This window comes from Rhodococcus sp. 66b (assembly GCF_002076325.1).
In the GTDB taxonomy this organism is placed as follows: Bacteria; Actinomycetota; Actinomycetes; order Mycobacteriales; family Mycobacteriaceae; genus Rhodococcus_F; species Rhodococcus_F erythropolis.
On the sequence record NZ_MUZB01000002.1, the window covers coordinates 325,717 to 351,061 of the forward strand.

30 protein-coding genes and 1 tRNA gene are annotated in these 25,345 nt (G+C 63.7%); 17 read left to right on the forward strand and 14 right to left on the reverse strand.

Annotation, left to right across the window (positions count from 1 at the left end; genetic code table 11):
• Window positions 1–16: 16 nt before the first annotated feature.
• Window positions 17–634, forward strand: a complete 618-nt coding sequence (locus tag B0E55_RS04525; protein WP_019744741.1) for a TetR/AcrR family transcriptional regulator C-terminal domain-containing protein — start codon at window positions 17–19, stop codon at window positions 632–634.
• Here B0E55_RS04525 and B0E55_RS04530 read toward each other — a convergent pair.
• The 3 genes from B0E55_RS04530 to B0E55_RS04540 all read right to left on the reverse strand — a co-directional run bounded on the left by B0E55_RS04530 (window position 631) and on the right by B0E55_RS04540 (window position 4,574).
• A complete protein-coding gene (locus B0E55_RS04530) occupies window positions 631–2,157 on the reverse strand; it encodes an APC family permease (RefSeq protein WP_007727566.1) in 1,527 nt (508 codons plus the stop codon). The two genes, B0E55_RS04525 and B0E55_RS04530, sit on opposite strands and share 4 nt — an antisense overlap.
• Complete coding sequence (locus tag B0E55_RS04535) at window positions 2,154–3,053, reverse strand: universal stress protein (protein WP_080909170.1); 900 nt, start codon at window positions 3,051–3,053, stop codon at window positions 2,154–2,156. Before B0E55_RS04535 ends, B0E55_RS04530 begins: the two co-directional genes overlap by 4 nt.
• Before the next feature lie 90 nt (window positions 3,054–3,143).
• On the reverse strand, window positions 3,144–4,574 hold the full coding sequence (locus tag B0E55_RS04540; RefSeq protein WP_003946421.1) for a gamma-aminobutyraldehyde dehydrogenase: 1,431 nt from the start codon (window positions 4,572–4,574) through the stop codon (window positions 3,144–3,146).
• 169 nt (window positions 4,575–4,743) lie between these two features.
• Here B0E55_RS04540 and B0E55_RS04545 point away from each other — a divergent pair, with 169 nt between their 5' ends.
• The gene (locus B0E55_RS04545) at window positions 4,744–6,261 is read left to right on the forward strand and encodes a PucR family transcriptional regulator (protein ID WP_080909171.1); all 1,518 of its coding nucleotides are present in this window, start codon (window positions 4,744–4,746) and stop codon (window positions 6,259–6,261) included.
• 36 nt (window positions 6,262–6,297) lie between these two features.
• On the opposite strand, the gene B0E55_RS04550 is transcribed toward B0E55_RS04545, so the two are convergent.
• From B0E55_RS04550 to rpmB, 7 genes are all read right to left on the reverse strand, one after another.
• Window positions 6,298–7,659, reverse strand: a complete 1,362-nt coding sequence (locus tag B0E55_RS04550; RefSeq protein ID WP_020908634.1) for a flavin monoamine oxidase family protein — start codon at window positions 7,657–7,659, stop codon at window positions 6,298–6,300.
• A 152-nt stretch (window positions 7,660–7,811) separates the two neighbouring features.
• Complete coding sequence (locus B0E55_RS04555; protein WP_007727550.1) at window positions 7,812–8,276, reverse strand: hypothetical protein; 465 nt, start codon at window positions 8,274–8,276, stop codon at window positions 7,812–7,814.
• 19 nt (window positions 8,277–8,295) lie between these two features.
• Window positions 8,296–9,231: an AEC family transporter gene (locus tag B0E55_RS04560; RefSeq protein ID WP_019744736.1), complete on the reverse strand. Its 936-nt coding sequence runs from the start codon at window positions 9,229–9,231 to the stop codon at window positions 8,296–8,298.
• A 129-nt stretch (window positions 9,232–9,360) separates the two neighbouring features.
• Window positions 9,361–9,618 (reverse strand): 30S ribosomal protein S18, encoded by a 258-nt coding sequence (gene rpsR / locus B0E55_RS04565; protein ID WP_003946414.1) that lies wholly within the window; start codon window positions 9,616–9,618, stop codon window positions 9,361–9,363.
• Window positions 9,619–9,627: 9 nt separating this feature from the next.
• Window positions 9,628–9,933 (reverse strand): 30S ribosomal protein S14, encoded by a 306-nt coding sequence (gene rpsN / locus B0E55_RS04570; RefSeq protein WP_019744735.1) that lies wholly within the window; start codon window positions 9,931–9,933, stop codon window positions 9,628–9,630.
• 2 nt (window positions 9,934–9,935) lie between these two features.
• The gene (gene rpmG / locus B0E55_RS04575; RefSeq protein WP_019744734.1) at window positions 9,936–10,100 is read right to left on the reverse strand and encodes a 50S ribosomal protein L33; all 165 of its coding nucleotides are present in this window, start codon (window positions 10,098–10,100) and stop codon (window positions 9,936–9,938) included.
• 4 nt (window positions 10,101–10,104) lie between these two features.
• On the reverse strand, window positions 10,105–10,341 hold the full coding sequence (gene rpmB / locus B0E55_RS04580; RefSeq protein ID WP_031330895.1) for a 50S ribosomal protein L28: 237 nt from the start codon (window positions 10,339–10,341) through the stop codon (window positions 10,105–10,107).
• 104 nt (window positions 10,342–10,445) lie between these two features.
• On the opposite strand from rpmB, the gene mrf reads away from it, so the two are divergent.
• The 9 genes from mrf to B0E55_RS31845 all read left to right on the forward strand — a co-directional run bounded on the left by mrf (window position 10,446) and on the right by B0E55_RS31845 (window position 17,442).
• The gene (mrf, locus tag B0E55_RS04585) at window positions 10,446–11,699 is read left to right on the forward strand and encodes a ribosome hibernation factor-recruiting GTPase MRF (RefSeq protein ID WP_080909172.1); all 1,254 of its coding nucleotides are present in this window, start codon (window positions 10,446–10,448) and stop codon (window positions 11,697–11,699) included.
• Complete coding sequence (locus tag B0E55_RS04590) at window positions 11,696–11,950, forward strand: type B 50S ribosomal protein L31 (RefSeq protein ID WP_019744731.1); 255 nt, start codon at window positions 11,696–11,698, stop codon at window positions 11,948–11,950. Before mrf ends, B0E55_RS04590 begins: the two co-directional genes overlap by 4 nt.
• Complete coding sequence (rpmF, locus tag B0E55_RS04595) at window positions 11,950–12,123, forward strand: 50S ribosomal protein L32 (protein WP_080909173.1); 174 nt, start codon at window positions 11,950–11,952, stop codon at window positions 12,121–12,123. The genes B0E55_RS04590 and rpmF overlap by 1 nt, the downstream gene beginning before the upstream one ends.
• Before the next feature lie 18 nt (window positions 12,124–12,141).
• Window positions 12,142–12,753: a trimeric intracellular cation channel family protein gene (locus B0E55_RS04600; RefSeq protein WP_003946409.1), complete on the forward strand. Its 612-nt coding sequence runs from the start codon at window positions 12,142–12,144 to the stop codon at window positions 12,751–12,753.
• Window positions 12,754–12,823: 70 nt separating this feature from the next.
• Window positions 12,824–13,510, forward strand: coding sequence for a response regulator transcription factor (locus B0E55_RS04605; protein WP_003946387.1), 687 nt, complete (start codon window positions 12,824–12,826; stop codon window positions 13,508–13,510).
• 65 nt (window positions 13,511–13,575) lie between these two features.
• Window positions 13,576–14,955, forward strand: coding sequence for a HAMP domain-containing sensor histidine kinase (locus B0E55_RS04610; protein ID WP_020908630.1), 1,380 nt, complete (start codon window positions 13,576–13,578; stop codon window positions 14,953–14,955).
• A 226-nt stretch (window positions 14,956–15,181) separates the two neighbouring features.
• Window positions 15,182–16,681 (forward strand): S1C family serine protease, encoded by a 1,500-nt coding sequence (locus tag B0E55_RS04615; RefSeq protein WP_241896005.1) that lies wholly within the window; start codon window positions 15,182–15,184, stop codon window positions 16,679–16,681.
• Window positions 16,682–16,761: 80 nt separating this feature from the next.
• Entirely contained in the window at window positions 16,762–17,259 is a 498-nt protein-coding gene (locus tag B0E55_RS04620) for a MogA/MoaB family molybdenum cofactor biosynthesis protein (RefSeq protein WP_176720912.1), read from the forward strand.
• A gap of 6 nt (window positions 17,260–17,265) precedes the next feature.
• Window positions 17,266–17,442 carry a hypothetical protein gene (locus B0E55_RS31845; protein WP_019744729.1) on the forward strand — a complete coding sequence of 59 codons (177 nt, stop codon included), beginning with the start codon at window positions 17,266–17,268 and terminating at the stop codon, window positions 17,440–17,442.
• A gap of 60 nt (window positions 17,443–17,502) precedes the next feature.
• On the opposite strand, the gene mscL is transcribed toward B0E55_RS31845, so the two are convergent.
• The 4 genes from mscL to B0E55_RS04640 all read right to left on the reverse strand — a co-directional run bounded on the left by mscL (window position 17,503) and on the right by B0E55_RS04640 (window position 19,850).
• Window positions 17,503–17,925 (reverse strand): large conductance mechanosensitive channel protein MscL, encoded by a 423-nt coding sequence (gene mscL / locus B0E55_RS04625; protein WP_019744728.1) that lies wholly within the window; start codon window positions 17,923–17,925, stop codon window positions 17,503–17,505.
• Between the two features lie 99 nt (window positions 17,926–18,024).
• Complete coding sequence (locus B0E55_RS04630; protein ID WP_021332312.1) at window positions 18,025–18,771, reverse strand: SAF domain-containing protein; 747 nt, start codon at window positions 18,769–18,771, stop codon at window positions 18,025–18,027.
• A gap of 77 nt (window positions 18,772–18,848) precedes the next feature.
• Entirely contained in the window at window positions 18,849–19,160 is a 312-nt protein-coding gene (locus B0E55_RS04635; protein ID WP_003946378.1) for an FmdB family zinc ribbon protein, read from the reverse strand.
• 111 nt (window positions 19,161–19,271) lie between these two features.
• On the reverse strand, window positions 19,272–19,850 hold the full coding sequence (locus B0E55_RS04640; protein WP_019744726.1) for a 5-formyltetrahydrofolate cyclo-ligase: 579 nt from the start codon (window positions 19,848–19,850) through the stop codon (window positions 19,272–19,274).
• A gap of 59 nt (window positions 19,851–19,909) precedes the next feature.
• On the opposite strand from B0E55_RS04640, the gene B0E55_RS04645 reads away from it, so the two are divergent.
• The 6 genes from B0E55_RS04645 (at window position 19,910) to B0E55_RS04670 (ending at window position 25,342) form a co-directional block, all read left to right on the forward strand.
• A complete protein-coding gene (locus B0E55_RS04645) occupies window positions 19,910–20,821 on the forward strand; it encodes a UTP--glucose-1-phosphate uridylyltransferase (RefSeq protein WP_019744725.1) in 912 nt (303 codons plus the stop codon).
• Between the two features lie 125 nt (window positions 20,822–20,946).
• Window positions 20,947–22,206: a molybdotransferase-like divisome protein Glp gene (gene glp / locus B0E55_RS04650; protein ID WP_019744724.1), complete on the forward strand. Its 1,260-nt coding sequence runs from the start codon at window positions 20,947–20,949 to the stop codon at window positions 22,204–22,206.
• Window positions 22,207–22,227: 21 nt separating this feature from the next.
• A complete protein-coding gene (locus tag B0E55_RS04655) occupies window positions 22,228–22,863 on the forward strand; it encodes a GNAT family N-acetyltransferase (protein WP_007727523.1) in 636 nt (211 codons plus the stop codon).
• A gap of 267 nt (window positions 22,864–23,130) precedes the next feature.
• Complete coding sequence (gene sepX / locus B0E55_RS04660; RefSeq protein ID WP_080909174.1) at window positions 23,131–23,865, forward strand: divisome protein SepX/GlpR; 735 nt, start codon at window positions 23,131–23,133, stop codon at window positions 23,863–23,865.
• A 116-nt stretch (window positions 23,866–23,981) separates the two neighbouring features.
• Window positions 23,982–24,057, forward strand: a tRNA-Ala gene (locus B0E55_RS04665).
• Between the two features lie 274 nt (window positions 24,058–24,331).
• On the forward strand, window positions 24,332–25,342 hold the full coding sequence (locus tag B0E55_RS04670; RefSeq protein ID WP_133053398.1) for a hypothetical protein: 1,011 nt from the start codon (window positions 24,332–24,334) through the stop codon (window positions 25,340–25,342).
• The last annotated feature ends 3 nt before the right edge of the window (window positions 25,343–25,345 follow it).

Below are 25,345 nucleotides of genomic sequence, written 5' to 3' on the forward strand. Positions count from 1 at the left end.
CACTACAGGAGGACATATGCCGCGGCCATCGCAACGACTGCTCTCACCGGCGATCATCACCGAGGCAGCGATCGAGTCGGTGGACGAATCCGGCGACTTCACCATGCCGGGACTCGCTGCACGACTGAAGGTGCGACCGTCGTCGCTCTACAACCACGTTTCCGGACGGGCCGAGATCGTCGAACTGATGAGGGCTCAGCTGATGGCGGGAATCGACGTGGAGTCGGCCTCGGGATCCTGGAGCGAGACCGTCTCTGCGCTGGCAGCCGAGTACCGGCGAAGCTACGCAGCACATCCTCGCCTGATTCCGCTCTTCACCGCCCAGACGGTGCAGGCCGGTGTGGCGTTCACCCTGTACAACGCGTTGGCGCAGGCATTCGCCGATGGTGGCTTCGACCCGGCTCAAACGCTGCACGCAATCACAACCGTCGACAGTTTTGTTCTCGGTTCGGCGTTGGATCTGGCGGCGCCGGATGTCCAGTGGGCATCGGGGCCCGAGGCCAACGACGCGATGAAGGCGGCGTTGGCAACATCCGGGAAAAATCCCGAACGTGCCGACGCCGCCTTCGAATTCGGCCTGCGCGTATTGATGGCGGGCCTGATCGCTCAGGCCCCCGAACCTACTGTCTCCTAAGACACGCTGAGGTCGTTCTCGTCGCGCAGAGCCTCTGTGTCGCGGTTGAGGGTTTTGCCCTCGAAGAACTCGGGATTGCGCACTCGCATGACCATCATCAGTACCGCGCCGAGGATGAGGATTCCGAAGCCGAGGAAGAAGACCAGGCCGATTCCGCCGATGGATGCTCCGCTGGCGTTGTCCGGATTCATACTCTCCTGAACCGAAATGACGAACACCGCAAGCAGCATGAGACCACCGATGAGTGGGAACGCGAGCCGGAAGACGAAGTTTCGTACGCTCTCGAAGAGCGTCTTGCGGAAGTACCACACGCACGCGAATGCCGTGATGCCGTAGTACCAGCAGATCATGATACCGAGGGCGGCGATTGTGTCGAGCAGCGCACTTTCGGAGAGGAACGTGACGACGCTGTAGAACACTGCCGTCACCGCGCCGGCCACGACGGTGGCGTACGACGGCACCAGGAACCGAGGCGAGACCTCGGCGAGCTTCTTGGGGAAAGCTCCGTATGCGCCCATGGCGAGCATGGTTCGGGCGGCGGGCAGGAACGTGGTCTGCAGGCTCGCAACGGAAGACACGAAGACAGCGAGGAAGAGGAGCATTCCGCCCCAGTTGCCCAAGACCGGGTCGGCCAGAGCGCCGAAAACGTTCTCGGAGTTGTCGGGATTGCCGAGACCGAGGCCTTCCTCGCCGACGCCGGCGTACATCATCGCGGCAACGGCGACCAACAGGTAGGTCAGGAGAATGGTTGCGACACAGAGCAAACCGGCGCGGCCCGGGGTCTTCTTGGGGTTCTTCGACTCCTCGCCCAGCGTGAGACAGGTATCCCAGCCCCAGAACGCGAAGATCGATCCGGTGAGTCCGATGACAAACGCACCGATGGCGAGTCCGCTGAACGGGTTGAACCAACTCAGGTCGAAGGACAAGCCGGCCGGGGCATCGCCGGCGCCAACGTGAACCAGTGCAACGACGGCGAAGACGACCAGCAGCACCATCTGGAAGCCGACGAGCGCGAACTGTACCCGCTCGCTGGTAGTGATTCCTCTACTCGCTATCCACGTGGCCAGGGCGATGAAGACGAGTGTGGTGCCGACATTGACAAATTTGTTGCCCGGCAGATCGGCGATCGAGGGATTGTCGACCACCCGCGCGATGAACAGATAGAAGAAGTCGACGGCAATGGCAGCAAGGTTCGAGAGCACGATGATGGTGGCGATGACCATGCCCCAGCCGCACATCCAACCGACGTACGGCCCGAATGCCTTGGTGGACCACGTGAATGACGCGCCGCAGTCAGGTGTGTCGGAGTTCAATTCGCGGTACGCGTACGCGGTGAGGAACATCGGGATGAAGCCGGCGATGAAGATGGCGGGCATCTTGAGGCCGACCGCGGCGACGATCAATCCGATACTGGCGGTCAGGGTGTAACCCGGTGCCACGGAGGAGATTCCGAGTACGGCGCCGGAGATCATGCCGATCTTGCCGGTAGCGAGTCCTTTGGAACTCAGTTCGGTGCTGGTCATGACAGTGCCTCCGGCTGGGTGAATTCGTGCTTGGGCACTACGACCATGGGAACGGGCAGCACGCGCAGCATCTTGGCGGCGGTGGAGCCCAGGAAAAGTTTGCGGGGCTGCGCGAGACGGCTGGAACCGACCATCACGAGGTCGCCGTCCTGCCAGTCCAGTTGACGCACTGCGGATTCCACCGTTGAACCGTCGGCGATTATGACCTCGATGGGGAACTCGGCGGGGAGCGCCGCTCTTGCGATGTCAAGCGTGTCCTGAGCGTGATTTCGTGCACGCTCCCTGGCGGACTCGGCGGTGTCGCGGTGATCGCGCAGATCGTTCTGGGGGTCGAGTGCCACGAGCGAGACCAGTCGCAGCGGAACCTGCATCAGTTCACTGGTACGTACGGCGGTGCTCAAGACGACGTCGGCGCCGACGCGGGTACCGAGCGCGCAGGTGACCTCTCGTATTGCGGTAGCCGCCGAATGCCGCGTTCCCCGAGGCGCCAGTGCTACCGGGACGTGGGCGGAGTGCAGCAGTTCGGTCGAGACCGAACCTATCGCGTGACGGCCGAGCAGACCGTCGCCGGAAGCACCCACCACGATCGCCAGCGCGCTCAATCGGTCAACCTCGTCGAGCAGTCCCTGAGCAAACGACTCGTGGAAGCTCAGGTGTACTTTCACCTGGATGTCCTCGGGCACAGATGCTTTCGCCTCGGCGAGCCAGTCGTGTGCACGTGCGGCGAGAATGTCGTCGTAGCCGGCTTCCGAGGGAACCTTGGCCGGCAGTGTCCGATCCGGTGGGAGGACCATGCAGATGTCGAGTTGCGCGCCGAGACTGCGCGCGAGCTGGGCCCCGAGGACCAGCCCGTCTTTACCGCTGGGTGTGGCGAGGTATCCGACGATAAGGCGCATGGTGGCTCTTTTCCGGATTGGAGGAATCTGCTGTGCGCCTTTATTAACCGCGGGGGGTTAATAAAGGCGCACAGCAGGAGGGGCGGCAACTCAGTCGTGCGAACTCATGACGTGCTTGAGGCGGGTGTAGTCCTCGACTCCGTATGCCGAGAGATCTTTGCCGTAGCCGGAGTACTTGAAGCCGCCGTGCGGCATCTCGGCAACGAGCGGGATGTGGCAGTTGATCCACACCGCACCGAAGTCGAGAGCGGCGGAGACGCGTTGCGTGACACCGTGATCCTTGGTCCAGATGCTCGAGGCCAGGCCGAACCGAACGTCGTTGGCAAGCGTGATCGCCTCCTTCTCGTCGGAGAAGCTCTGGACTGTGAGGATGGGACCGAAAGTCTCTTCCTGCACGATGTCGTCCGATTGCGCGACGCCGGTGATGACGGTCGGCTCGAAGAAGAATCCGGTTTCGCCCGAACGCTTTCCGCCGGTAACGATCTTGGCCGACGCCGGCAGGTTCGCGATCTTGTCGCTCACGGCGTTGAAGTGGTTGATGTTGTTGAGCGGGCCGTAGAAAGCATCAGGATCGGAAGGCGCGCCGGGGCGCAGCTTCTCGGCGTTCCGGACGAGGGCTTCGACGAGCTGATCGTGGATGGACTCGTGAACGATCACGCGAGTGGCCGCGGTGCAATCCTGGCCACCGTTGAAGAACGCTGCCTCGGCAATACCGGTGGCGGTCTTCTCGATGTCGACGTCGCCGAAGACGATCGCCGGCGCTTTGCCGCCCAGTTCGAGGTGCGCGCGCTTGAGTTGCTGCGCTGCGGACACGGCGACAGCGATGCCCGCCCGCACCGAACCGGTGATCGAGACGAGACCGAGGGCCGGGTTCTCCACCAACGTCGCGCCGGTTCCGCCGTTGCCGAGCACGACGTTGAACACGCCGTCCGGCAGGATGCCCTTCGAGAGCTTCGCCAGGACCAGCGTGCTGCCCGGTGTGGTGTCGCTGGGCTTGAGGACGATCGTGTTGCCGGCTGCGAGGGCGGGCCCGATCTTCCACAGCGCCATCATGAACGGGTAGTTCCACGGAGTGACCTGACCGACGACGCCGATCGGCTCACGACGGACGTACGAGGTGAAACCCTCCATGTACTCTCCGGCCGCCTTGCCCTCGAGAAGTCGTGCGGCTCCGGCGAAGAACCGCATCTGATCGGCTCCGACCTTGACCTCTTCGTCGGCGATCATCTGGTGGGCCTGGCCGGTGTTGGCGCTTTCGGCTGCGACGATTTCGTCGCTGTGCGCTTCGATGGCGTCGGCGAGTTTGAGGAGTGCGGCCTGCCGCACGCTTGGTGTCGTCTTACCCCAGGTCTCGAATGCGCGCTGTGCTGCTTCGACGGCGGCGTCGACGTCTTCCTTGGTGGAGACCGGCGTACGCCCGACCACACTCTCGTCCACGGGGTTGATCAGGTCGAGTGTTTCCGTCGCGGCCGAGGCGACGAATTCACCGTTGATGTAGTTCTCGAGTACGACGATCGACATCGGTACCGGTTCCTCTCGAGGTCGAACGAGTTCCGGCCGAGGTGATCAGCACGGAACTCGCACTTTGTGGGGCGTGTGTGAGCAAGTGTGCGCTGACTCACAAGTAAAGGCAGCTGCCAAAAAGGTGAAATCTTTGATCCCCGACGCGCCGAGTTGTACAGTCCTGCCCATGACGATCGCTGTGCGGTGGATGTTGGCGCAGCCGGATCTCGCGCTGGAACTCAAAGGTGGGGCGCAGGGTGTCGGTCGCGAGATCACATTTGCGCACGCCACGGAGCTGCTCGACCCGTTTCGATGGTTGACGGGCGGCGAATTCATCCTCACCACCGGCATCCGATTGCCGTCCACTCAGCAAAAGCGCGGCCGCTATCTCCGGATGCTCGATGCGGCGGGTGTGGCGGCGGTGGGATTCGGAACCGGGCTGTCGTACCCCGAGGTCCCGGCCGATCTGGTGGCCGTCGCCGACGAGATCGGACTCCCGCTGATCGAGGTGCCGCTGCCGACGCCGTTTGCTGCCGTCGTCAAGCGTGTGATGAGCCGGTTGGCAGAGCAGGAATACGAAGCTGTCCTCCGGGCGTCGCGGGCGCAACCGCGGATGACGCGTGCCGTCATTTCCGGCGGAACTGCCGCAACCGTGCGTGAACTGGCGATCGCAACCTCGGCGACGGTGCTTCTTCTCGACGTCGCCGGACGAGTTCTCGAGAGCTCACCTCAACTGCCGACGGACGACGTGATCGACGAACTGCGAGCAACTCTCGGGGGCGGCGCATCCAGCAGCGTGACGCTTGCAAGGTCTGGAGCGTCGATCGCGGTGCAGCAGATCAGCGTCGGGCGAACGCCGTACGGATACCTGGCGGTGATCAGTGCTTCGGCGCTCAGCTACGTCGATCAGATACTGCTCGGTCACGCGAACTCGTTGCTGGCGTTGGACTTCGAGAAACCTGCGCGCCTGCGCGCCACTCAGGATCAGTTGAATTCGCATGCCCTCGGGCTGCTGCTCACCGAAGACCGCGACCCGGCACCGGCGTGGCAACAGATCCGGCAGGCCGCCGACGGCGAGGGAATGATCCGAGGGTTGACAGTTCTTGCCGACACGTCCGACGTAGCGGGACGCGTCGGAGTCGAGATTGCCGAGTTCATGAACAAGGCAGGGCGGCAGTTGTTCTCGCGGATCAACGACACTCGCGTCACGGTGCTGCTGCGTGGAACCGACGACGTCGAGTTCGCCCGAGAGCTACTGGGCGGGGTATCGAGGTCGGATCTTCGCGCGCTTCGTGTGGGCCTGAGTGCGCGGCGCGTGGTCGCAGCGCTGGCGGTCGCCGTCGAACAGTCCCAGCTGTGTGCGTCTGCGGCGGAAATCGGCGGCGAGCCTTTGGAATTCGCGGCGCTGACCGGAAGTGTGCTGCTGTCTTTCGATTCGACGCGTGAAGTGCTCAACACGCTGGCGGAAACGATGATCACGCCGATCGAGGACTACGACCGTGACAGCGGCACCGAACTGCTGGCGTCGTTGCGGGCATTTCTCGAGGCCAACGGGCACTGGGAAGCGGCAGCCATCACGATGGGCGTCCACCGGCACACGCTGCGAAGCCGAATGGCGAAGGTGGAGAGCTTGATCGACTGTCGACTCGAGGTAGCGAGAGTTCGTGCGGAACTGCTGCTCTCGATCATTGCCCGGCAGTCGTGACTGCCGGGCAATGATCGAGACTTGGCAAAGTGGCCGTCAGGCCTTGCTGCGGGCGATGATGTCGGCGGCGGTTCGCTGCCCCATCCGAACAGCACCGTCGACGTGCTGGTATCCCTCGGCCGCGATGTCGGAGCACGAGAAGTGGATCGGGCCGACGGGTGTGCGGGAATCCGCGCCGTATCGGTGCAGGCCACCGAGGTCGAAGCTGGCCGCGTACGCGCCGCGGGTCCATTCCTCCGAGCCCCAGTCGGATTCGTAGTACACAACCGGTTCTTCGGCCTTCGGGCCCAGGTAGCGGGCAAGTGAGGCCAGAATCGTGGCCTTACGCTCCTCGACGGAAAGCTCGAACATCGCGTCGGCCTTCTCGTCGGAGACGAAAGCGACCAGTGTGCCGCGATCGTCCTCGTGGTTGGTGTTGTCGTACACCTCCTGTACTACCTCGGACGCGCCGAAGCCGGTGCCGGAGAGGCCGGCTTCGCGCCAGAAAGGCGTCTCGTACACCGCGTGCACCTTGATGACGAGGCCGAGGGACTGGTGCTGGTGCATCTGGTGCTGACGACGCGGCAGCGGGGGATCGTACGAGATCCGGGAGTAGAGGTTGGGCGGTACGGCCAGGATCACTCGGCTTGCCTCGACGCGAACATCGCCGTCCGCCAACACCGTTGCACCGGATTCGTTCCACTTCACCGTTCGCACGGGTGCGTTGAGGAAGACGTCGTCACCGAGGGCCTCCGCCATGCGGATCGATACCTGCTGCATTCCGCCGATCACTCGCTTGTCGAGGATGAAGTCCTCGTCGACGAGGTGGGAGAACGAGCCTGCCGAAGCGGCCATGAGTACGGCCTGCAGGGCAGAGAACGAGTGGGCGGGCTTGGTGAGCATGCCACCGGCGATGAAGAGGCCGATGTTGTCACGTGCCTCGGCGTCGTCGGACTGATTGATCAGCCACTGCTTGAAGGAGACTGTGTCGAGATCGCGGGCGAGGGGATGTGCCCACGGTTCCTCGGCGCCGATCTGTGCTGCGAGATCGTCCATCTCGTCGATGAGACGGTCCATCTCCTTCTTCGTGGTGTCGTTCGTGGGGAAGGAATCACCCGTGTACTGCGTCCGCTCACCTGCCGACGAGATGTAGACGGACTCGCCCTCGCGGTAGCGCTCGAAAGTTTTCAGGCCGAGTTCGTCGAGCAAGGAGATCAGCGCGGTCTGGTCGGGGGAGACCCACTGGCCGCCGATTTCCAGAACTGCTCCGTCGATGGTGTCGGTCCACGTGCGGCCGCCGACGCGGTCGCGCGCTTCGATCACAGCGACGGTCAAACCGGCCTTGCGCAGCGCGGTTGCAGCTGCCAGGCCAGAGGGGCCGGCGCCGACGATTGCAACGTCTCTCTGGAGAGTAGGCACTTGCGAGCTCCTTCATGTTGAGCACCGCTCGAGTCGAAAGCTGCCGACGAGCGAGTGCACGGGTGTCGGTTTTCAGTCTGTCCCGACGAGACGCACACCACACCTGACGAAACGGAGTGTTCGATCGTTGATCTTGTGCCGTTTAGGCGCGGCTAGCCGTTGATGACGTGACGATCGCCGAGCGGTCGGCTCAGCGGAACGTCCAGGCTGCCGAACACGGCAACCAAGATGCACATCTTGTCCGCGGCCTCCGGCAATGCTCCGGTTCGCAGCGTGACGATCACCGTCGTATCAGTCTCTTCGACGGTTGCGTACGCGCCGTAGCACTCCGGAGTGCCGGTCACGAAGTGGACTGCCACCGTGTGATCGTCGACCTCGGACCACGATTCGAACATGGTGGCCGTCGCACCCACGATGTCGGTGCGGCTGTCGAACTCAGTGCCCATCTCGCTGTCGTCGACCTCGTCGGGAACGGGGGTTCCGAGCGACCAGTCGGCGGGACTTGCTTCGTTGGCCGCCATCGGATTCGGCGCAGCAACCGGCCCCGTTGTCTGGGCCCCGACGGAGCATCCGGCCACAGCAAGGCAGGCCAGAACGGCGAGGGTTAGTACACGCATGAATCCACCGTAACCCTGCTCAAGCGAGTAGCGCCGTGACCAGCGCAATCGCCGGTATCGACGCCAAAGTGGTGACAAAGGCACTGTCTCGGGCGAGGACCATCCCGCGCCGATATCGGCTTGCATAGATGAAGACGTTCTGTGCCGTCGGCAGCGTCGAGACGACCACGATGGCGAACAACTGATGGCCGTCGATGCCGAGGAGGAAGTGCGCCATCAGGTAAGCCAGCACTGGTTGGACGACGATCTTGAGGGTCGACGCAAGCGCGACGTCGCGGCGCGGACTGGAGCCCTTCTCGAGCACTCGTACGCCGTACAACGAGAGCCCGAATGCCAGCAGTGCGCCGGGGACCGAAGTGGCGCCGATCAATTCGAAAGGCTGCATCAAGGGTCTCGGCGGTACCCAACCGATCAACGCCACGATCAACCCCGCAGCGCCCGCGAGCACGATCGGATTCTTGAACGGAGCGGTGACAGTGTCGATCAGTGACAGTTTTTCGGCTTCGCCCCGCAATGCCGTGAGATCGAGGATCGTCAAGGCGATCGGGGAGTACACGACGATCTGGAAGAGCAGGAGCGGCGCGACGAACGTGGCATCGCCGAGCACGAACACCGCGATCGGGATCCCGAGGTTGGCCGAATTCACGTACGACGCCGACAGTGCGCCGATGGTCAGTTCGGGCAGCGGCCGGTTGAGCCAGATCTTTGCAACGACGACGTACAGAGCGCCGACGGCAAAGGCAGTAGCCGACGCAACCGCGAGCGTCGGCGAGAAGATCACCGACAGATCGGACGACGCGAGGGTGGTGAACAGCAGGGCGGGGGTCGCGACGAAGAAGACGAGTCGACCGAGAACGAACTGTCCTTGGCTACCGAGGGTGCCGAGACGGCCGAGCAGATACCCGACCGCGATGACAACAAAAATGACGGTGAAACCCGCAACAACTCCCGACACGCTGCGGGCACCTCTCGACTGGAATGAACGACTTCGGGAAATCTTAGTCCGGGCAACAAAAAGGCCGCGCAGTCGAGTGACTGCGCGACCTCTTCGGTACTTCTACGTGTGACTACCGAGCACGTATGATTACCGTGCGGCGGTGAAGGGGAGCAACGCCATTTCGCGTGCGTTCTTCACTGCAACGGCGACCTGACGCTGCTGCTGCGGGGTCAGGCCCGTGACGCGACGGCTGCGGATCTTGCCGCGGTCCGAGATGAACGTGCGAAGCAAGTTGATGTCCTTGTAATCGACATGCGTGATCTTCGCTGCGAACAACGGGTTCTTCTTGGGCTTACGACCCTCTACGGGGCGTGGCTTCTTCGACGGTGAACGCTTGACTGCCATCCGACTTCCTTACCAGCTCGACTTGTGTACGCCAGGCAGTTCCCCACGGTGCGCCATTTCTCGCACGCGAATCCGGGAGAGCCCGAACTTCCGCAGGTGGCCGCGCGGACGTCCATCCGCAGCGTCTCGATTGCGCAATCGTACCGGACTGGCGTCGCGTGGTAGACGTTGCAGGGTCGCTTGGGCCTTCGCGCGCTCCTCGGGTGAGCTTTTCGGGGAGCGGATTGCCTCCTTGAGCGCCGATCGCTGCTCCGCGTATCGCTCGACGATGACCCGTCGCTGGTTGTTCTTGGCGATCTTGGACTTCTTGGCCATGCCTACTTCTCTTCTCGGAAATCGACGTGCTTGCGCACCACGGGGTCGTACTTCTTCAGTACGAGTCGATCGGGGTCGTTGCGACGGTTCTTGCGGGTCACGTACGTGTACCCGGTGCCCGCCGTGGACTTGAGTTTCACGATCGGGCGGATCTCGTTGCGTGCCATCTGCTCAGACCTTCCCGCCGCGCGCGCGGATCCGGGCGACGACGGATTCGATGCCGTCGCGGTCGATCGTCTTGATGCCCTTGGTCGAGAGGGTGAGCGTGATGCGACGACCCTCGCTGGGCAATACGTATGTCTTGCGCTGGATGTTCGGGTTCCAGCGACGATTCGAACGCTTGTGGGAGTGCGAGACGGATTTTCCGAACCCCGGCACACGTCCGGTCACTTGGCAGTGAGCCGACATGGGTGTTCCTTTCAACTTGCAGATGACAATCGTTTTCGACAATGCGGTGAGATCAATGTAGCGTTCAACCTCGGTAATGACAATCATTCCCAGAAAGGCCCGCTGTGAACACGATCCTGGACGGCAGGACTCCGCTGGTCCTGGTCGCCGGCATGAGCGAATCCACTCCACACACCGCACGAGCGTTGCTGCGAACCGGAACTGTTCTGGTTCACCACGACCTGAGCCACGTCCGTGAAGGGGTGGTCCGGCGGACGGTCACCTCGATGACCGGGGGCACCGGGTCTGCCGGCACGGTGTCCGAACGCGAGACGATCCTCGAGCTCGCGCACGGCTGCGTCTCCTGCACCCTGCGCGAAGACTTGCTGCCGCTGCTGCGTCGCCTTCACTCGCACAGTTCGGTCCAGCGGATCGTCTTGCTGCTTGACCGCCAACTCGAACCCGAAGCGCTGTGCTGGGCGATCGAGCATGTCGTCGTGACGGGCGTCGTCGGCCAAGTGGACGGACCGGCGCAGCGTGACGTCCGCGTCGACGCCGTCGTGACATGCATCGACGCCCAGACGTGGCTTGCCGACGCCACCGGCGACGAAGCCCTCGACGACGACCGCACCCTGGCTCAGGTCATCGTCGGGCAGGTCGACTTCGCCGACGCTCTCGTACTGCGCGGGTCCGATGGACTCGACGGCTGGCAGCGGTCCCGCTTGAACGCGGTTCTCGCGCGCATTGCTCCGCGGGTACCCGTCTTCGATGAGGGAGACGACATCGAGGCACTGCTCCTCGAGGTGCCTGCGGATGCGCGACGCGGTGAGCTGGCCGACGCTCACTCACCGCTGTTGCGTCGTCAGCCGCCGCTCGACGACGACGGCGGAGTGATGCTCGTCGAGTTCACCGCGAACCGGCCGTTCCACCCCGAGCGTCTGCACGAGGCGATCGACGTCCTGCTCGAAGGTGTCGTCTATTCCCGCGGGCGCGTCTGGGTGGCGACGCAACCGGGCGAAGCGCTCTGGCTCGAATCGGCGGGCGGTGGCCTGCGAGTTGCCAGCGCGGACACCTGGCTGGCCGCGATGACGCCGCAGCAACGCGAGCGCGTTCCAGCCGAGCGCCGTGCGCTCGCGGCCCTGAAATGGGACGAGCGTTTCGGCGACCGTGACACCTCGATGGTCGTTCTGACGTGCGGTGCGAACCCGCTCGAGATCGACCGAACACTGCAGCACGCCCTGGTCACCGACGAGGAGTTGGCCGACGAAGCGTCGTGGACCACCTGGGAAGACCCGTTCGGAGAGTTCCACGAAGACCCGTGCGACGAATCCGAATCACCTTATGCCGAAACCGAATCAACGCGAGAGGGAAACGAATGAAGAAGCAGATGCACCCCGACTACCACCCCGTGGTGTTCCAGGACGCCAGCACCGGCAAGAGCTTCCTGACCCGGTCGACCGTGACGAGTGACCGCACCGTCGAATGGGAAGACGGCGGCACATACCCGCTGTTGGTCGTCGACGTCACGAGCGACTCGCACCCGTTCTGGACCGGAGCACAACGAGTGATGGACACCGCCGGACGCGTCGAGAAGTTCGAGCGTCGCTACGGAAAGCGCAAGGCACTCTGATGGCCGTTCCCAAGCGGAAGATGTCGCGTTCCAACACACGCAGTCGCCGCGCCCAGTGGAAGGCGATTGCGCCCGATCTGGTCGAGGTCACGGCCTTCGGCCAGACCCACCGGGTTCCTCGGCGACTGGTCAAAGCAGTTCGACTCGGGGTGATCGACCCGAGCCGCATCTGACCGTGCGATCCTTGGCCGGTGCTGCTGAGGATCCTCGAACTGGTGGGCATCGTGGCGTTCGCGGCCTCGGGTGCCCTGGTGGGCGTCACCAAGCGACTCGACATCTTCGGGGTGTGCTCGGTGGGAGTGTTCACCGGCATCGGCGGCGGTATCGTCCGCGACGTCCTCCTCGGCGTCCATCCGCCCAGCTCGCTGAGCAGTTGGCCGTACTTCGGAACGGCCGCCGCCACCTCACTTGCCGTGTTCTACCTACACGAGCCGCTCAATCGGCTGCGTCGTGAAATCCTGGCGCTCGACGCACTGGGGATGGGCTTGTTCGCGAGTACCGGCGCCGTCATCGCGCTGGACAACAACGCCAGTTCACTGGCGGCGACGTTGATCGGTGCGACCGCGGCGATCGGCGGCGGAGTGATCCGTGACGTCCTCGTCAACGAGGTGCCGCTGCTCCTGCACAAAGACCTGTACGCGGTTCCCGCACTGCTCGGCGCTGCGTTGGTGGTCACAGTCTCGCAAGCCGGACTGTCCACCAACGCCGCGCTGGTGTGCGGCACGGCGTTCGCCGCGGTGTTCAGACTGCTTGCGTTATGGCGTCATTGGAGCCTGCCCGGGCCCAGGCGAACCCGGGACTGACCGCGACACGCCGGAGGCCGGAATCGGACCCTCTCAGCCGCATCTCAGCACTTCAGTCCAAACTGTCGGTATGCGTATTTTGGTGGTCGACGACGACCGGGCGGTTCGCGAGTCGCTTCGGCGGTCGCTCAGCTTCAACGGCTACACGGTCGAGCTCGCGGTCGACGGGCTCGATGCACTCGAGAAGATCCTCGCCAACCGGCCGGACGCCGTCGTGCTCGACGTCATGATGCCGCGACTCGACGGACTCGAAGTGTGCCGTCGTCTTCGCAGTGCCGGCGACGACCTGCCCATCCTCGTGCTCACCGCCCGCGATTCGGTCAGCGAGCGAGTCGCCGGCCTCGATGCCGGAGCGGACGACTACCTGCCCAAGCCCTTCGCTTTGGAAGAGTTGCTTGCCAGGTTGCGTGCACTACTGCGTCGCACCGCGCCCGATCTGGACGCCGATTCCGAAATGATGGCCTTCGAGGACCTCACCCTCGACCCGGTCACCCGTGAGGTCAAGCGCGGAGAGCGATCGATCAGCCTGACCCGCACCGAGTTCTCCCTCCTCGAAATGCTCATGGCCAACCCGCGCCGCGTGCTCACCCGTGGACGCATTCTCGAAGAGGTGTGGGGGTACGACTTCCCGACGTCCGGCAATGCGCTCGAGGTGTACGTCGGCTACCTGCGTCGCAAGACGGAAGCCGACGGCGAACCGAGGTTGATCCACACCGTCCGCGGAGTCGGCTACGTCCTGCGGGAGACGCCTCCGTGATCACCGCTCCGTTCGGCAAGAATGCCGAACCGAAGAAATCCTCCACCACCCAAGCGTCCGTCGAAATGCGCCCGCCGATGCCACTGACCCGTTCGGTGTCATTGCGTTGGCGTGTGACGCTCCTCGCTGCGTCGGTGGTGGCCATTGCCGTCGCAGTCATGGCGATCGCGGCGTACGCGGTGGTTTCGCGTGCGCTCTACGCGGACGTCGATCACCAGTTGCGTACCAGGGCGGCGGTGCTCATCGACAGCAATGTCGTGCGCTTCGATCCTCGCTACATCTCCGGTGCGACGCTGTACACCACCGACATCAGTGTGGCCCTGATCTTCTCGGACCTGAGCACGTACCAGCCGCCCGGTTCCGACGTGCCGATCGGTGAAGCCGAAGATGCCGTAGCGCGTGGCGAATCGGATTCTTCGCTGCGAACCGTCGACGGTCAGCGAGTGCTTGCTCAACGAACCCATGACGGAAGCACTTTGGTGATCGGTCAGCGGCTCGCGCCGACCGTTGCGGTACTGGACCGACTGGCCTGGGTACTCTTCGTGGTCGGCGGGTGTGGCGTCATACTTGCTGCGGTGGCGGGTACTACCGTGGGCCGCACCGGTTTACGGCCCATCGCCAGGCTGACTGCCGCCACCGAACGAGTCGCCCGGACTGACGATCTGACGCAGATCCCCGTTACCGGCAGCGACGAATTAGCGCGCCTGACAGAGAGTTTCAACACGATGCTGCGGGCGCTCGCCGAGTCCCGTGAGCGTCAGTCGCGCCTCGTCGCGGACGCCGGACACGAGTTGCGCACACCGTTGACTTCGTTGCGTACCAACATGGAATTGCTGATCGCGTCCAGTCGCCCAGGTGCGCCGCAGATTCCCGACGAGGACATGGCGGAACTTCGTGCCGACGTCGTCGCGCAGATCGAGGAACTGTCGACTCTGGTAGGTGACCTTGTCGATCTGGCCCGCGAAGACGCGCCCGAAACCGTGTACGAGCGCGTAGACGTCAGCGACGTCGTCGAGCGTGCGCTCGAACGAGCGCGGCGCAGGCGCAACGAAATCGAGTTCGAAGCGGTCACCACTCCGTGGTACGTCTACGGAGATCAAGCGGGCCTGTCGCGTGCGGTGCTGAACGTCCTCGACAACGCTGCGAAATGGAGTCCGAAGGGCGAACAGGTACGCGTCGAAATGCGTCCGGTCGGCCAAGGATTGTTGGAATTGACCGTAAGTGATGCGGGACCCGGCATTCCGGAGGAGGATCGGGAGTTGGTGTTCGATCGTTTCTACCGGTCGACCGCGGCACGTTCGATGCCGGGATCGGGTCTGGGACTTGCGATTGTGCGTCAGGTCGTCGTCAAGCACGGCGGCACCATCGCGATCGACGAATCCGATCGTGGGGGAGCGCTTGTTCGTATCGTGCTTCCCGGCGAACCAGGGCCGAGCGCCGAGTAGCGTGTTCTGTAGACCCGTTGGTCCCGTGCTTCGGTGACTGACGTCACGAGTTAATGCGTTCGGCCCGAGAGTCTTTCGGGCCGAGCCGACAACACCGGATTTTCACGTCGAACTCTGGGTAAAGTGACAGGCACGTCTCAGCGCCTTCTCAGCAGCGCAAGGCAGCATTGTCGGCAGAACAGTTGTGACTGCCCGTCCGGTGGTCACCGTAGACGAAAGCGAGCCGATGACCGAGGACCGTAACGTCGGGCCGACCCGGCCCGAGCAGCCCAACAGCGAGCCCACCACCCAAGCGCAGCCGACAGCACCTCAGGCGCAGCCTCCCGTGCCGCCGCAGCAGCCTCAGGGGCAGGCGCCTCAGCAGCCGTACCAGCCGACCGAATCCTTTGCCCGACCCACTGAAGGCCGACCCACCGAAGGCCGACCCACCGAAGCCTTCGGGCAGGCGCCGCAGCAGCCCACGCAGGCTTTCGGCCACCCGCACGGTGCCCATGAGGCCGCGTACCAGCAGAGCGCCCCGTACGGCGCACCCAACCCTGGTGGCCCCGGCGGTCCGAACGGCCCGGGCGGCCACAACCAGATCCCCGCACCGCTACAGGGGCCGAACTCCGGTTCGACCACCACAAAGCCGAAGTCGGGACGCATGGCGCTGGTTGCCGGCGCTCTCGCCCTGGTCCTGGTCAGTGGTGGTGTCGGTGGCGTGGTCGGTGCCGTCGTCGCGGACCGCAACGGTGGAACCGCGACGGTCACCAACTCTCTGAACGCTCCGAAGCCCACTGCGACCAACACGTCGAACGCTCCCGCCGGCTCGGTTCAGGCCGTTGCCTCGAAGGTGGTGCCGAGCGTCGTGCAGATCGAGGTGGCCACCGCGCAGGGACAGGGCGGTGAGGGTTCCGGTGTCATCCTGTCCTCCGACGGTCTGATCCTGACCAACAACCACGTTGCCGGTGCTCAGGGAGCGCAACTTCGCGTCGCGTTCTCCGACGGAACCAAGGCCTCGGCCACCCTTGTCGGTGCCGATCCCGTCTCGGACATCGCCGTCATCAAGGTCGACGGCCGCAACGACCTCACCCCCATCGATCTCGGGAACTCCGGCGACGTTCAGGTCGGACAGCAGGTTGTGGCCGTCGGGTCCCCGCTCGGCCTTGCCGGCACGGTCACCGAAGGCATCATCTCCGCACTCGATCGCCCGGTGTCCACGAGCGGCGAGTCCGGCAACCAGAACACCGTCATCGACGCTCTGCAGACCGACGCAGCGATCAACCCCGGCAACTCCGGCGGCGCCCTCGTCAACATGGACGGCCAGCTGATCGGCATCAACACGGCGATCGCCTCGCTCGGAGCGTCGTCGGGTACCCAGGGCGGTTCCATCGGCCTCGGTTTCGCCATCCCGATCGATCAGGCACGCCGCGTCGCCGACGAACTGATCAAGACCGGCAAGGCGACTCAAGCCATGATCGGCGTGACCGTACCGTCGCAGGACAACGCCGACGGCGCAACCGTCATGGATGTCACTGCTGACGGGCCGGCCGCCAAGGCCGGTATCCCGAAGGGTGCAGTCATCACCAAAGTCGACGATCGTGTTGTCGCAGATGGTGATTCGCTGATCGCGGCAGTGCGTTCACATGCTCCCGGCGACAAGGTCTCGATCACGTACAGCGACGGCGGGCAGACCAAAACCGTCGACGTCACGTTGGGAACCGCGGCAGCGCAGGGCGGCCGATGATGTTCGGCGATCAGCAGACGATCGACCCGATCTTCGGCCAGATCGCAACGGCGTCGGGATCGGACACTACGGTAGGTGTCATGGAACTCGAAGCCACATCGGCCGGCCGCGCTCTGGTCGTCATCGTCGACGATCGCACAGCCCACGGCGACAACACCGACTCCATCGGTCCACTGGTTACGGAACTGCTGAACGAAGCGGGTTTTCTCGTCGATGCGACGGTCGCCGTCGCCGCCGACGAAGTGGAGATCCGCAACGCTCTCAACACCGCAGTCATCGGTGGCGTCGACCTCGTCATCTCGGTCGGCGGTACCGGGGTATCCCCGCGTGACGTCACTCCCGACGTGACCGCAGAGGTTCTCGATCGCGAGATCCCGGGAATTGCCGAAGCACTTCGCGCTTCCGGTCTGTCGGCCGGATCGCTCGAAGCAGGATTGTCCCGCGGCCTCGTCGGGGTTTCGGGAAGCACCGTGGTCGCCAATCTGGCGTCGACCAGGCCGGCAATTCGCGACGGCATGGCAACCCTGACGGCTTTGGCGAGTCACGTCATCGCCGAGCTGTCCAGCCTCGAGGGCTGAGACAGCTTGTCGGAGCAACCAGATACCCCGAAGAAGCCGCCAGTCGACAAGAAGCGCCTGGCACGCATCTTCGGGGACGTCTTTCCCGAGACGACGTCGGACGAGCGGGGGCCTGAAGGTTCCTCGCGATCCTCGGACGACGACTGGCTGCGCAGTCAGCGGCCCCCGCACCACGGCGGTTGAGAAGTAAATCAGGCCCTCGGACACAATGTCCGAGGGCCTGATTTGTTCTGTGAGCGCTGCCTATTCGAGCGTCTTGGCGTGGGCTCCTGTGTCGGCGCCACCGGCATTGGCGGAGAGGATGTCGCGGATCTGGATGAGCAGATCGGTTTCGCTGGCTTCCTTGTCCTCGGGCTCGGAGACGAACTTCTTCTTCGCCGCATTCGCGGGAACGATCAGCACGAAGTAGACGACCGCCGCGATGATGATGAAGTTGATGATCGCGGTGACCACAGCGCCGATATTCACGAAGGTTTCCGGATTGCCGGAGATGATCTCGCGGCCCCAGCCCAACTCGTTTGAACCGCCGATTGCGGCGATGAGCGGATTGATGATGTTGCTGGTGAATGCCGTGACGATGGCGGTGAAGGCTGCGCCGACGACGACTGCGACGGCCAGGTCGAGCACGTTTCCGCGAAGCAGGAAATCCTTGAATCCCTTGAGCATGTCGGTGTCCCCTCGAGTCTCCGATGGCAAGTGCCAGATGGTCCGTTGATACCGAACCGACTGGAAAAATCCTAGAGGAGCTTCGGACGCTTTGTGCGGTCAGCGGAATGTCACGGTGATCGCATTGGACAGGGATGCCGCGGCAACGACGTTGGCTGCCGGTGTCGGCAGAGCCAGCAGAATCACCTGTTCCTGCTGGTTACGTGTACTTTCCGACGTGGTGACCAGCGCGACTACTGCTCCCGCCGCAAGAATCTGCGGGGCCTTGTCGGCAATTGATTCGTTGGGTGTGTCGGGGTGGGATGTGTCAGTGCGGGATGTGTCAGGGCCGACGGTCAGTACGTCGACGACATCCCCGCTGCGCAACATATCCGCGACGGCTGCATCGGCCAATCGGACGGGGACGATACGGGCGTCGTCGGTTCCTACGGACAACCCGGCCAGCCGTGGGCTGAGAACGCGCACGTCGGTGACGGTTTCTCCGGAGCGAATCGGGCCGGCAACGGTTCTCCCGACTACCAGGTCGGTATCGGAGACAACTCCTTCGGGAAGCTGTTTCGAGTCGATCTCTCGGATCTCGACATCCGAATCCGCGATCACCTGTCCGGGAGTGAGATCGCGACTCGAGACAACTACGGCGACCGTATCGGTCGCGGGATCGCCTCGGAAGAAGAGAACAACGCCGAGTGTGGCCAGCGCAACGGCTGCGATCTTGCGGACTGTCGCCGTGCGGAACCGAGTGCCGCGCGTCAGTTCGACGACGCGATCGAAGGTGCTCGGGGTGAGATCGAGTTGGGCGCGCAGTGGATCGGAGCGCCTCGGCGAGCGAGAACGTGCTGACGGCATTCATGCACGTTAGGGCCGGAAGCGGTGCTTCCGGCCCTAACGATGTGAAACTGTGGACAACCCGGAGGTTGTGGAAATCAGCTTGCGGCAGCCTTCGCGGGCGCCGGCGTGCTGGTCGACGAACTCGATGTCGAAGAGGAGTCCGACTTGGACTCGGACTTCGCAGCGGGTGCCGAATCACTCTTGGCGGGCTCGCTCGCAGTCCCGGAGCCGCCGCGGCTGTCGGTGCGGTAGAAGCCGCTGCCCTTGAACACGATGCCAACAGAGTTGAACAGCTTGCGGAGCTTGCCTGAGCAAGCTGGGCAGACCGTCAGCGAATCTTCGCTGAAGGACTGGACGATGTCGAAACGGTTGTCACATTCCGTACATGCGTATGAGTAGGTGGGCACCGGGCTTCCTCCGCACTGTGATGTTCGAGCAGCCGCGTATTTACACCGCAGCCATTAGCACTCTACAAGTGACAGTGCCAACAGCGCTAATCAGGGATCTATTCCCGCAGATCAATCGCCTTGGAGCCGCGTGAGACCGCCGCTCGGCGTCAATGCCCATCCCATCGGAATGTCGTGGTCGTCGGCAGGCAAGGTCTCGACGAGTTCGGAGTCTCTGACAATTGCCACGAGCCGAGTCTGCGGTCCGACCGACCCGAGCGTCCGGTCGTAGAAGCCTGCGCCGCGGCCGAGGCGTGTTCCACGAAGATCCACCGCGAGAGCAGGGATCAGCATGCATTCCACGTCGGACAGGGTTTCCGGTGGTAGGACGGGTCCGGCGGGCTCCCGAATGCCGTACTTCGCGGGGCGTAAACCGTCGGCACCGCTGTATTGAACCCAGGACAACGGTCCGGGTTCCCCGGTGATCGGAAGTAGTACACGCTGCGCGATCTCGGCAACGGCGTCGAGCAAGTCGGTGGATCCTGGTTCGGTGCGGGTGGGGACGTACGCACAGACGGTTGAGCCGTCGACAATCACTGAACGTATGTGCGTGATCAACGCCGCAGTTTCCGTGTTTCGAGTGTGCTCGGAGACTGCATCACGTGCTGCGAGTGCGATTTGTCGCCATTGTGCTTTTGTCTGAGGTGTCACCCCGCAACGATATTCGTCGTGCTGACCGAGCGGTAACAAGCGGCGGCTAAGGTGTTGGCATGACAGACGTTGTCGCTAGCAGCACGAGGGCCTTCCGTACGGCCGTGGTTCCCGCAGCCGGACTTGGTACGCGTTTCCTGCCTGCCACCAAGACGGTTCCGAAAGAATTGCTGCCGGTCGTGGACACACCGGGTATCGAACTGGTGGCGGGTGAAGCTGCGGACTCGGGAGCCGAGCGGCTCGTCATCGTGACGTCCCCGGGCAAAGACGGAGTGGTTGCGCACTTCGTCGAGGATCTCGTGCTCGAAAGCAAGCTGGAAGCGAGCGGAAAACTTGCTGCCCTGGCAAAGGTGCGCAAAGCGCCGGGTTTGCTCGAAGTCGATTCCGTGATTCAGGAGCAGCCCCTCGGCCTCGGGCATGCAGTCGGTTGCGTCGAGTCGGTTCTCGACGACGACGAAGATGCCATCGCGGTCCTTCTGCCCGATGATCTCGTACTCCCGCGTGGCGTCCTGGAGATCATGGCGCGAGTTCGGGCCAAGCGCGGCGGGTCCGTTCTCTGTGCAATCGACGTTCCCAAGGACGCAGTGAGCGCTTACGGCGTCTTCGACGTCGAGATCGTTCCCGACGCGGTCAATCCCGACGTCCTCAAGGTCGTCGGCATGGTCGAGAAGCCGGCTGTGGAAGACGCGCCGTCGACCTTTGCCGCTGCGGGTCGCTATCTGCTCGATCGTGCGATTTTCGACGCACTTCGTCGCATCAAGCCGGGAGCCGGCGGTGAGTTGCAACTCACCGACGCCATCGCTCTCCTGATTTCCGAGGGTCATCCGGTTCACGTGGTGGTGCACCGCGGAACGCGTCATGACCTGGGCAACCCCGGCGGGTACCTCCGCGCTTCGGTTGACCTGGCACTCGACAGTGACGATTACGGTCCGTCCTTGCGTAAGTGGCTCGCGGATCGGCTCGACCGCTGAGCGTGTCGCCACGGTGGTTGCTCGCCCGATAACGCAGTATCAATGTGCTTGTCCCTTTTCGAAGGCAAGGCATCATGAGCTGACGGATATCACCGAATTTCCAGACACAGGAGGACGCGGACCAGATGCGGTCGGTTGAGGAGCAGCAGACCAGGGTTACCGCTGCTGCAGTGGCACCCCGTCCGGTTCGGGTCGCCATCTCGGAGGCGCAGGGACTGCTGTGTGCCGAGGAAGTGGTGACCGAACGCCCATTGCCGGGATTCGATCAAGCTGCCATCGACGGTTACGCGGTTCGCAGTGTCGATGTCGCCGGCGCTGGAGCCGACCTCCGCGGCGAGGACGGCGAGCTTACGGACCTCAGCTTGCCGGTGGTCGGCGAGGTGACGGCGGGCTCACGCCAACCGATCCGGTTGCAACCGCGTCAGGCCGTGCGAGTCGACACGGGCGCACCGCTGCCCACGCTGGCCGACGCCGTGCTCCCGCTCGAGAACACCGACGGTGGTCGCGCTCGCGTTCGGATCTTCGAGCCGGTGCGTTCGGGCGATTACGTTCGCCGTGCAGGTGACGACGTCCAGCCGGGAGACGTGGCAGTTCGGGCAGGCACCATCATCGGAGCCGCACAGGTCGGTTTGCTTGCCGCGGTGGGTCGCGACAAAGTGCTCGTCCATCCGCGTCCGCGTCTCTCCGTCATCAGCGTCGGTGGAGAACTTGTCGACGTGGATCGCACGCCGGGGCCTGGTCAGGTCTACGACGTCAATTCGTATGCCCTCGCCGCCGCAGCGCGCGATGCCGGCGCCGACGTCAACCGTGTGGGAATCGCAGGCAACGACTCGCGCCGTCTTCGCGAAGTAGTCGAGGGACAGCTGATTCGCTCGGAAATCGTTGTCATCGCCGGTGCCGTGGGCGGCGGAGCGTCCGACGAGGTTCGTGAGGCGCTTGCCGACCTGGGGACACTCGAGGTGGAGCGCGTTGCCATGCATCCGGGATCAGTGCAGGGCTTCGGCAAGCTGGGACGAGACGAGGTTCCGACCTTTCTCCTACCGTCCAACCCGGTCAGCGCACTGGTGGTATTCGAAGTCATGGTTCGCCCGCTGATCAGAATCGCGCTCGGACGCCGCCAACCGATGCGGCGAGTAGTGAAGGCGCGCACGGTGGGAACGATCACGTCGATTGCCGATCGCAAGGGTTTCCTGCGTGGTCAGCTGATGCGTGACGAAGCGACGGGGGAGTACCTGGTGCAGGCACTCGGGGGTGCGCCCGGTGCGTCCTCACATCTCCTCGCGACCTTGGCGGAAGCCAATTGCTTGGTTCTTGTCGATCGAGACGTCACCGAAGTGCACATCGGTGAAGAAGTCGACGTAGCTTTTCTCGCCCAACGTGGGTAACGCCGACCCGAGTGGGGTGTGATGTCAGTCCATCCAGGATGGCCGGAAGATCTCGGCCCACTGCGAGTGCCCGCGGGAGTGGTGACCGTCCGCCCCGTGAAGCTCCGTGACGCTGCTGTGTGGAGTCGCCTCCGCATTCGCGATCGCGAGCACCTGGAGCCGTGGGAGCCCACCGGAGAGTCGCCCTGGGATGCTCGCCACCACATCACTGTCTGGCCGTCCCTGTGCGGGAATCTTCGCTCCGAGGCGCGCAAGGGCCGGATCCTTCCCTTGGTGATCGAACTCGACGGGAAGTACTGCGGGCAGGTCACCATCGGAAATGTCGTGCGCGGCGCTCTGCGGTCCGCCTGGGTGGGCTATTGGGTCGCCTCGCACGTCACCGGTGGGGGCGTAGCCACAGCGGCCGTGGCGCTCACACTCGATCACGCATTCTCGAAGGTCGGTCTGCATCGAGTGGAGGCGACCGTTCGGCCGGAGAACGCGTCGAGTCGCGCAGTCCTACGAAATGTTGGGTTCCGGGAGGAAGGTCTTCTCAAGCGCTATCTCGATGTCGACGGCCAATGGCGTGATCATCTTCTGGTCGGAATGACCATCGAGGAAGTACCCACCACCGTCGTCGACAGATTGGTGCGGTCCGGACGCGCTTCGTGGGTGTGACCAATACGGCGCCACGAGCGTGAGAAACGCGAGCTAAACGGCAGTTACCGCTGAGTAGTCCTACTTTCGGCCGGAAAAATGTGGTTTTTGATTCAACCAGAACTTGAGACTTTTGGGACTGAACCGGAAGTTCAGTTCGGTACGCGTGTGACACATGAGTATGGTGGGGTTCGGCGCGTCGGCAACGATGCGAGGGCGTCGGCCGTTAACCTTGACTCGTCAACGGCTGGCATAGGTGCTGGTAGGTGATCGGGAGGAGGCCGCGGCATGCCTAGCTCATTCGTGTGGATCGGGCTGGTGGCCGTGTGGCTGTTCGTCCTGGTGCCGATGCTTGTCAACAAGCGCCCCAGGATCCGGCAGACGAGTGACGCGGCGCTCGCGACTCGAGTACTCCACCGCGGCGACAGCAACCCTGTTCAGCGCGGGCCGGCAGCAGGACATCGAAGCGATCCGAACTGGCAACCAGAACCAGTGCGCAGCAGCTACGACGCGGAGGACCAGATGGACACTCACGCAGAAGACGACTACGCCGGCGGTCGTGCACCGGTCGGAGAATTTGTTCCCGTTCGGCGCGGCCGAGGCGGATTCGACCCCGAAGCGGATGCCATCGCCCGGGAGGCGCGGTACGCATTCCGTCAGCGGACATTGTTGGGCCTGGCATTCGTCGCGATTCTCTCGGGTGCTCTCGCATTGATCATCTCGCCGATGGTGTGGTGGTTGTTTGTGCTGACCGTGTGCGGCCTCGGTGGGTACATGGCGTACCTACGTCGGCAGGTTCGGATCGAGCAGGAGATTCGCCGTCGTCGCACCGAGCGCCTCAACCGATCGCGACTCGGAGTCGAATCGCACACCGACGAAGAGCTGCGCCTGATTCCCGCGCGATTGCGCCGGCCAGGAGCGGTTGTCCTCGAGGTCGACGACGAAGATCCGATGTTCGATCACTTGGATCACTACGAAGAAGAGGTCAGGCACACCGAGATGCGTCGCGCGTCCGGTCAGTGACCTATCTCGGTCGATCTTCTGGGCAGATCTTGTCGGGCCGAAAGTTCGTGTCGGGTGATTCCAACGGGAGTATTCGTTCCTGTTAGAGTTGCCGAGCACCGCTGAGGCGGTGGCACGGGGCTGTGGCGCAGTTGGTAGCGCGCTTCGTTCGCATCGAAGAGGTCAGGGGTTCGATTCCCCTCAGCTCCACCAAGAAGTACCAGCAAAAAGGGTCTTTCAACGAAAGTTGAACGGCCCTTTCCTGCATTTTCAGAGCCTGCCCGAATTGTGAAGATTTAGCTCGAGTGTGCGCCGTTTCATACGATTGCGACCGCTGATCCGGACCGTTGAGCTTCCAAGTGAGGGATGATCCTTGGGCGGATACATGTTTGCCGGAAATGTAACGAGGGTGTGTCCGGTGCGATAGGCACGATGAGTCTGCCGCAGTTTTCCGCAGGTCGGACGTATGTGTCGGGGAGGAATGTCGATGAGCCAGCCACGACGGCTAGCGATGATGCTTGTTGCTGTGATGTGCCTGATGGGTATCGGCGTCCTTGCCGTATCGGTCTTCCCTGCCATCGTCGCCGCCCAACCTGGCGGCAACAGTGGCGGTGGAAACAATGGCAACGGAAACGGCAACTACGGCAACAACGGCGGCAATAACAACGGCAACGGCGGCAATAACAACGGCAACGGCGGCGGTAACAACGGCGGTAACAACGGCAACGGCAACGGTGGCGGCAACAACGGCAACGGTGGCGGCAACAACGGCTGGCATTGCCACCATCACAACTGTGGCACGACCGTAATTCCGACGCCGACCACGACGACTGAGCCGACCACGACGACTGAGCCGACCACGACGACTGAGCCGACCACGACGACTGAGCCGACCACGACGACTGAGCCCACGACGACTGAGCCCACGACAACTGAGGCCTCGACCAACCCTTCGGCGTCGCAACGTCCGAGCAGCAGCGCTTCCCCTGCGACCAACGCAACTTCGCAGACCGAGAGTTCATCGAGCGAAGCAGCCTCCGAGACGACGCAGTCCCCTTCCGAGTCGCAGTCGAGTTCCGAGCCATCCTCGGAGGCCGCGGTTCCGCCGGCTGGACCGTCTGATCCGCAGGGGCCGTCAGCGGGCGGCGGTGCACCTGCACCCTCTGCCGGTGGACCGGCGAACGCTGCGCCGGGCGCAGTCGCAGCACCTTCGGCGCCCGAGGTTCTGGCCGCACCGGCACCCGTAGCTCCCCAGGTACCGTCGAGCGCTCCGAACGTCGCGAGTCCCAGTGAGAACCCGCAGGCATTCCCGACGGCGTTCACTCAAGGCCTTCCGCCGATTCTCAACGCTGCCGCCGTCGCCGGCGGTGTGGGCGGAATGGCAGTCGTAGCGGCCGGTGCGGGAGCAATGACTTTCCGCGGAGCATCGTTGCAGAAGGCACGTTTGGCTGCCGCACGTGCCGAATTCCTGGCACCCGGATCACAGGGAGGTGCGTGAGTC

Excerpts from the sequence above, each read along its gene's own strand:
- B0E55_RS04540 (WP_003946421.1), bottom strand. The coding sequence starts at position 4,574 with ATGTCGATCGTCGTACTCGAGAACTACATCAACGGTGAATTCGTCGCC.
- B0E55_RS04555 (WP_007727550.1), bottom strand. The coding sequence starts at position 8,276 with ATGCGTGTACTAACCCTCGCCGTTCTGGCCTGCCTTGCTGTGGCCGGA.
- rpmF (WP_080909173.1), top strand. The coding sequence starts at position 11,950 with ATGGCCGTTCCCAAGCGGAAGATGTCGCGTTCCAACACACGCAGTCGC.
- glp (WP_019744724.1), top strand. The coding sequence starts at position 20,947 with ATGCGGTCGGTTGAGGAGCAGCAGACCAGGGTTACCGCTGCTGCAGTG.
- B0E55_RS04590 (WP_019744731.1), top strand. The coding sequence starts at position 11,696 with ATGAAGAAGCAGATGCACCCCGACTACCACCCCGTGGTGTTCCAGGAC.
- B0E55_RS04530 (WP_007727566.1), bottom strand. The coding sequence starts at position 2,157 with ATGACCAGCACCGAACTGAGTTCCAAAGGACTCGCTACCGGCAAGATC.
- mscL (WP_019744728.1), bottom strand. The coding sequence starts at position 17,925 with ATGCTCAAGGGATTCAAGGATTTCCTGCTTCGCGGAAACGTGCTCGAC.
- sepX (WP_080909174.1), top strand. The coding sequence starts at position 23,131 with ATGCCTAGCTCATTCGTGTGGATCGGGCTGGTGGCCGTGTGGCTGTTC.
- B0E55_RS04605 (WP_003946387.1), top strand. The coding sequence starts at position 12,824 with ATGCGTATTTTGGTGGTCGACGACGACCGGGCGGTTCGCGAGTCGCTT.
- rpsR (WP_003946414.1), bottom strand. The coding sequence starts at position 9,618 with ATGGCAGTCAAGCGTTCACCGTCGAAGAAGCCACGCCCCGTAGAGGGT.
- B0E55_RS04620 (WP_176720912.1), top strand. The coding sequence starts at position 16,762 with ATGGAACTCGAAGCCACATCGGCCGGCCGCGCTCTGGTCGTCATCGTC.
- B0E55_RS04670 (WP_133053398.1), top strand. The coding sequence starts at position 24,332 with ATGAGCCAGCCACGACGGCTAGCGATGATGCTTGTTGCTGTGATGTGC.
- B0E55_RS04655 (WP_007727523.1), top strand. The coding sequence starts at position 22,228 with ATGTCAGTCCATCCAGGATGGCCGGAAGATCTCGGCCCACTGCGAGTG.
- B0E55_RS04630 (WP_021332312.1), bottom strand. The coding sequence starts at position 18,771 with ATGCCGTCAGCACGTTCTCGCTCGCCGAGGCGCTCCGATCCACTGCGC.
- rpmG (WP_019744734.1), bottom strand. The coding sequence starts at position 10,100 with ATGGCACGCAACGAGATCCGCCCGATCGTGAAACTCAAGTCCACGGCG.
- B0E55_RS04535 (WP_080909170.1), bottom strand. The coding sequence starts at position 3,053 with ATGCGCCTTATCGTCGGATACCTCGCCACACCCAGCGGTAAAGACGGG.
- B0E55_RS04545 (WP_080909171.1), top strand. The coding sequence starts at position 4,744 with ATGACGATCGCTGTGCGGTGGATGTTGGCGCAGCCGGATCTCGCGCTG.
- rpsN (WP_019744735.1), bottom strand. The coding sequence starts at position 9,933 with ATGGCCAAGAAGTCCAAGATCGCCAAGAACAACCAGCGACGGGTCATC.
- rpmB (WP_031330895.1), bottom strand. The coding sequence starts at position 10,341 with ATGTCGGCTCACTGCCAAGTGACCGGACGTGTGCCGGGGTTCGGAAAA.
- B0E55_RS04615 (WP_241896005.1), top strand. The coding sequence starts at position 15,182 with ATGACCGAGGACCGTAACGTCGGGCCGACCCGGCCCGAGCAGCCCAAC.
- B0E55_RS04610 (WP_020908630.1), top strand. The coding sequence starts at position 13,576 with ATGCGCCCGCCGATGCCACTGACCCGTTCGGTGTCATTGCGTTGGCGT.
- B0E55_RS04645 (WP_019744725.1), top strand. The coding sequence starts at position 19,910 with ATGACAGACGTTGTCGCTAGCAGCACGAGGGCCTTCCGTACGGCCGTG.
- B0E55_RS04525 (WP_019744741.1), top strand. The coding sequence starts at position 17 with ATGCCGCGGCCATCGCAACGACTGCTCTCACCGGCGATCATCACCGAG.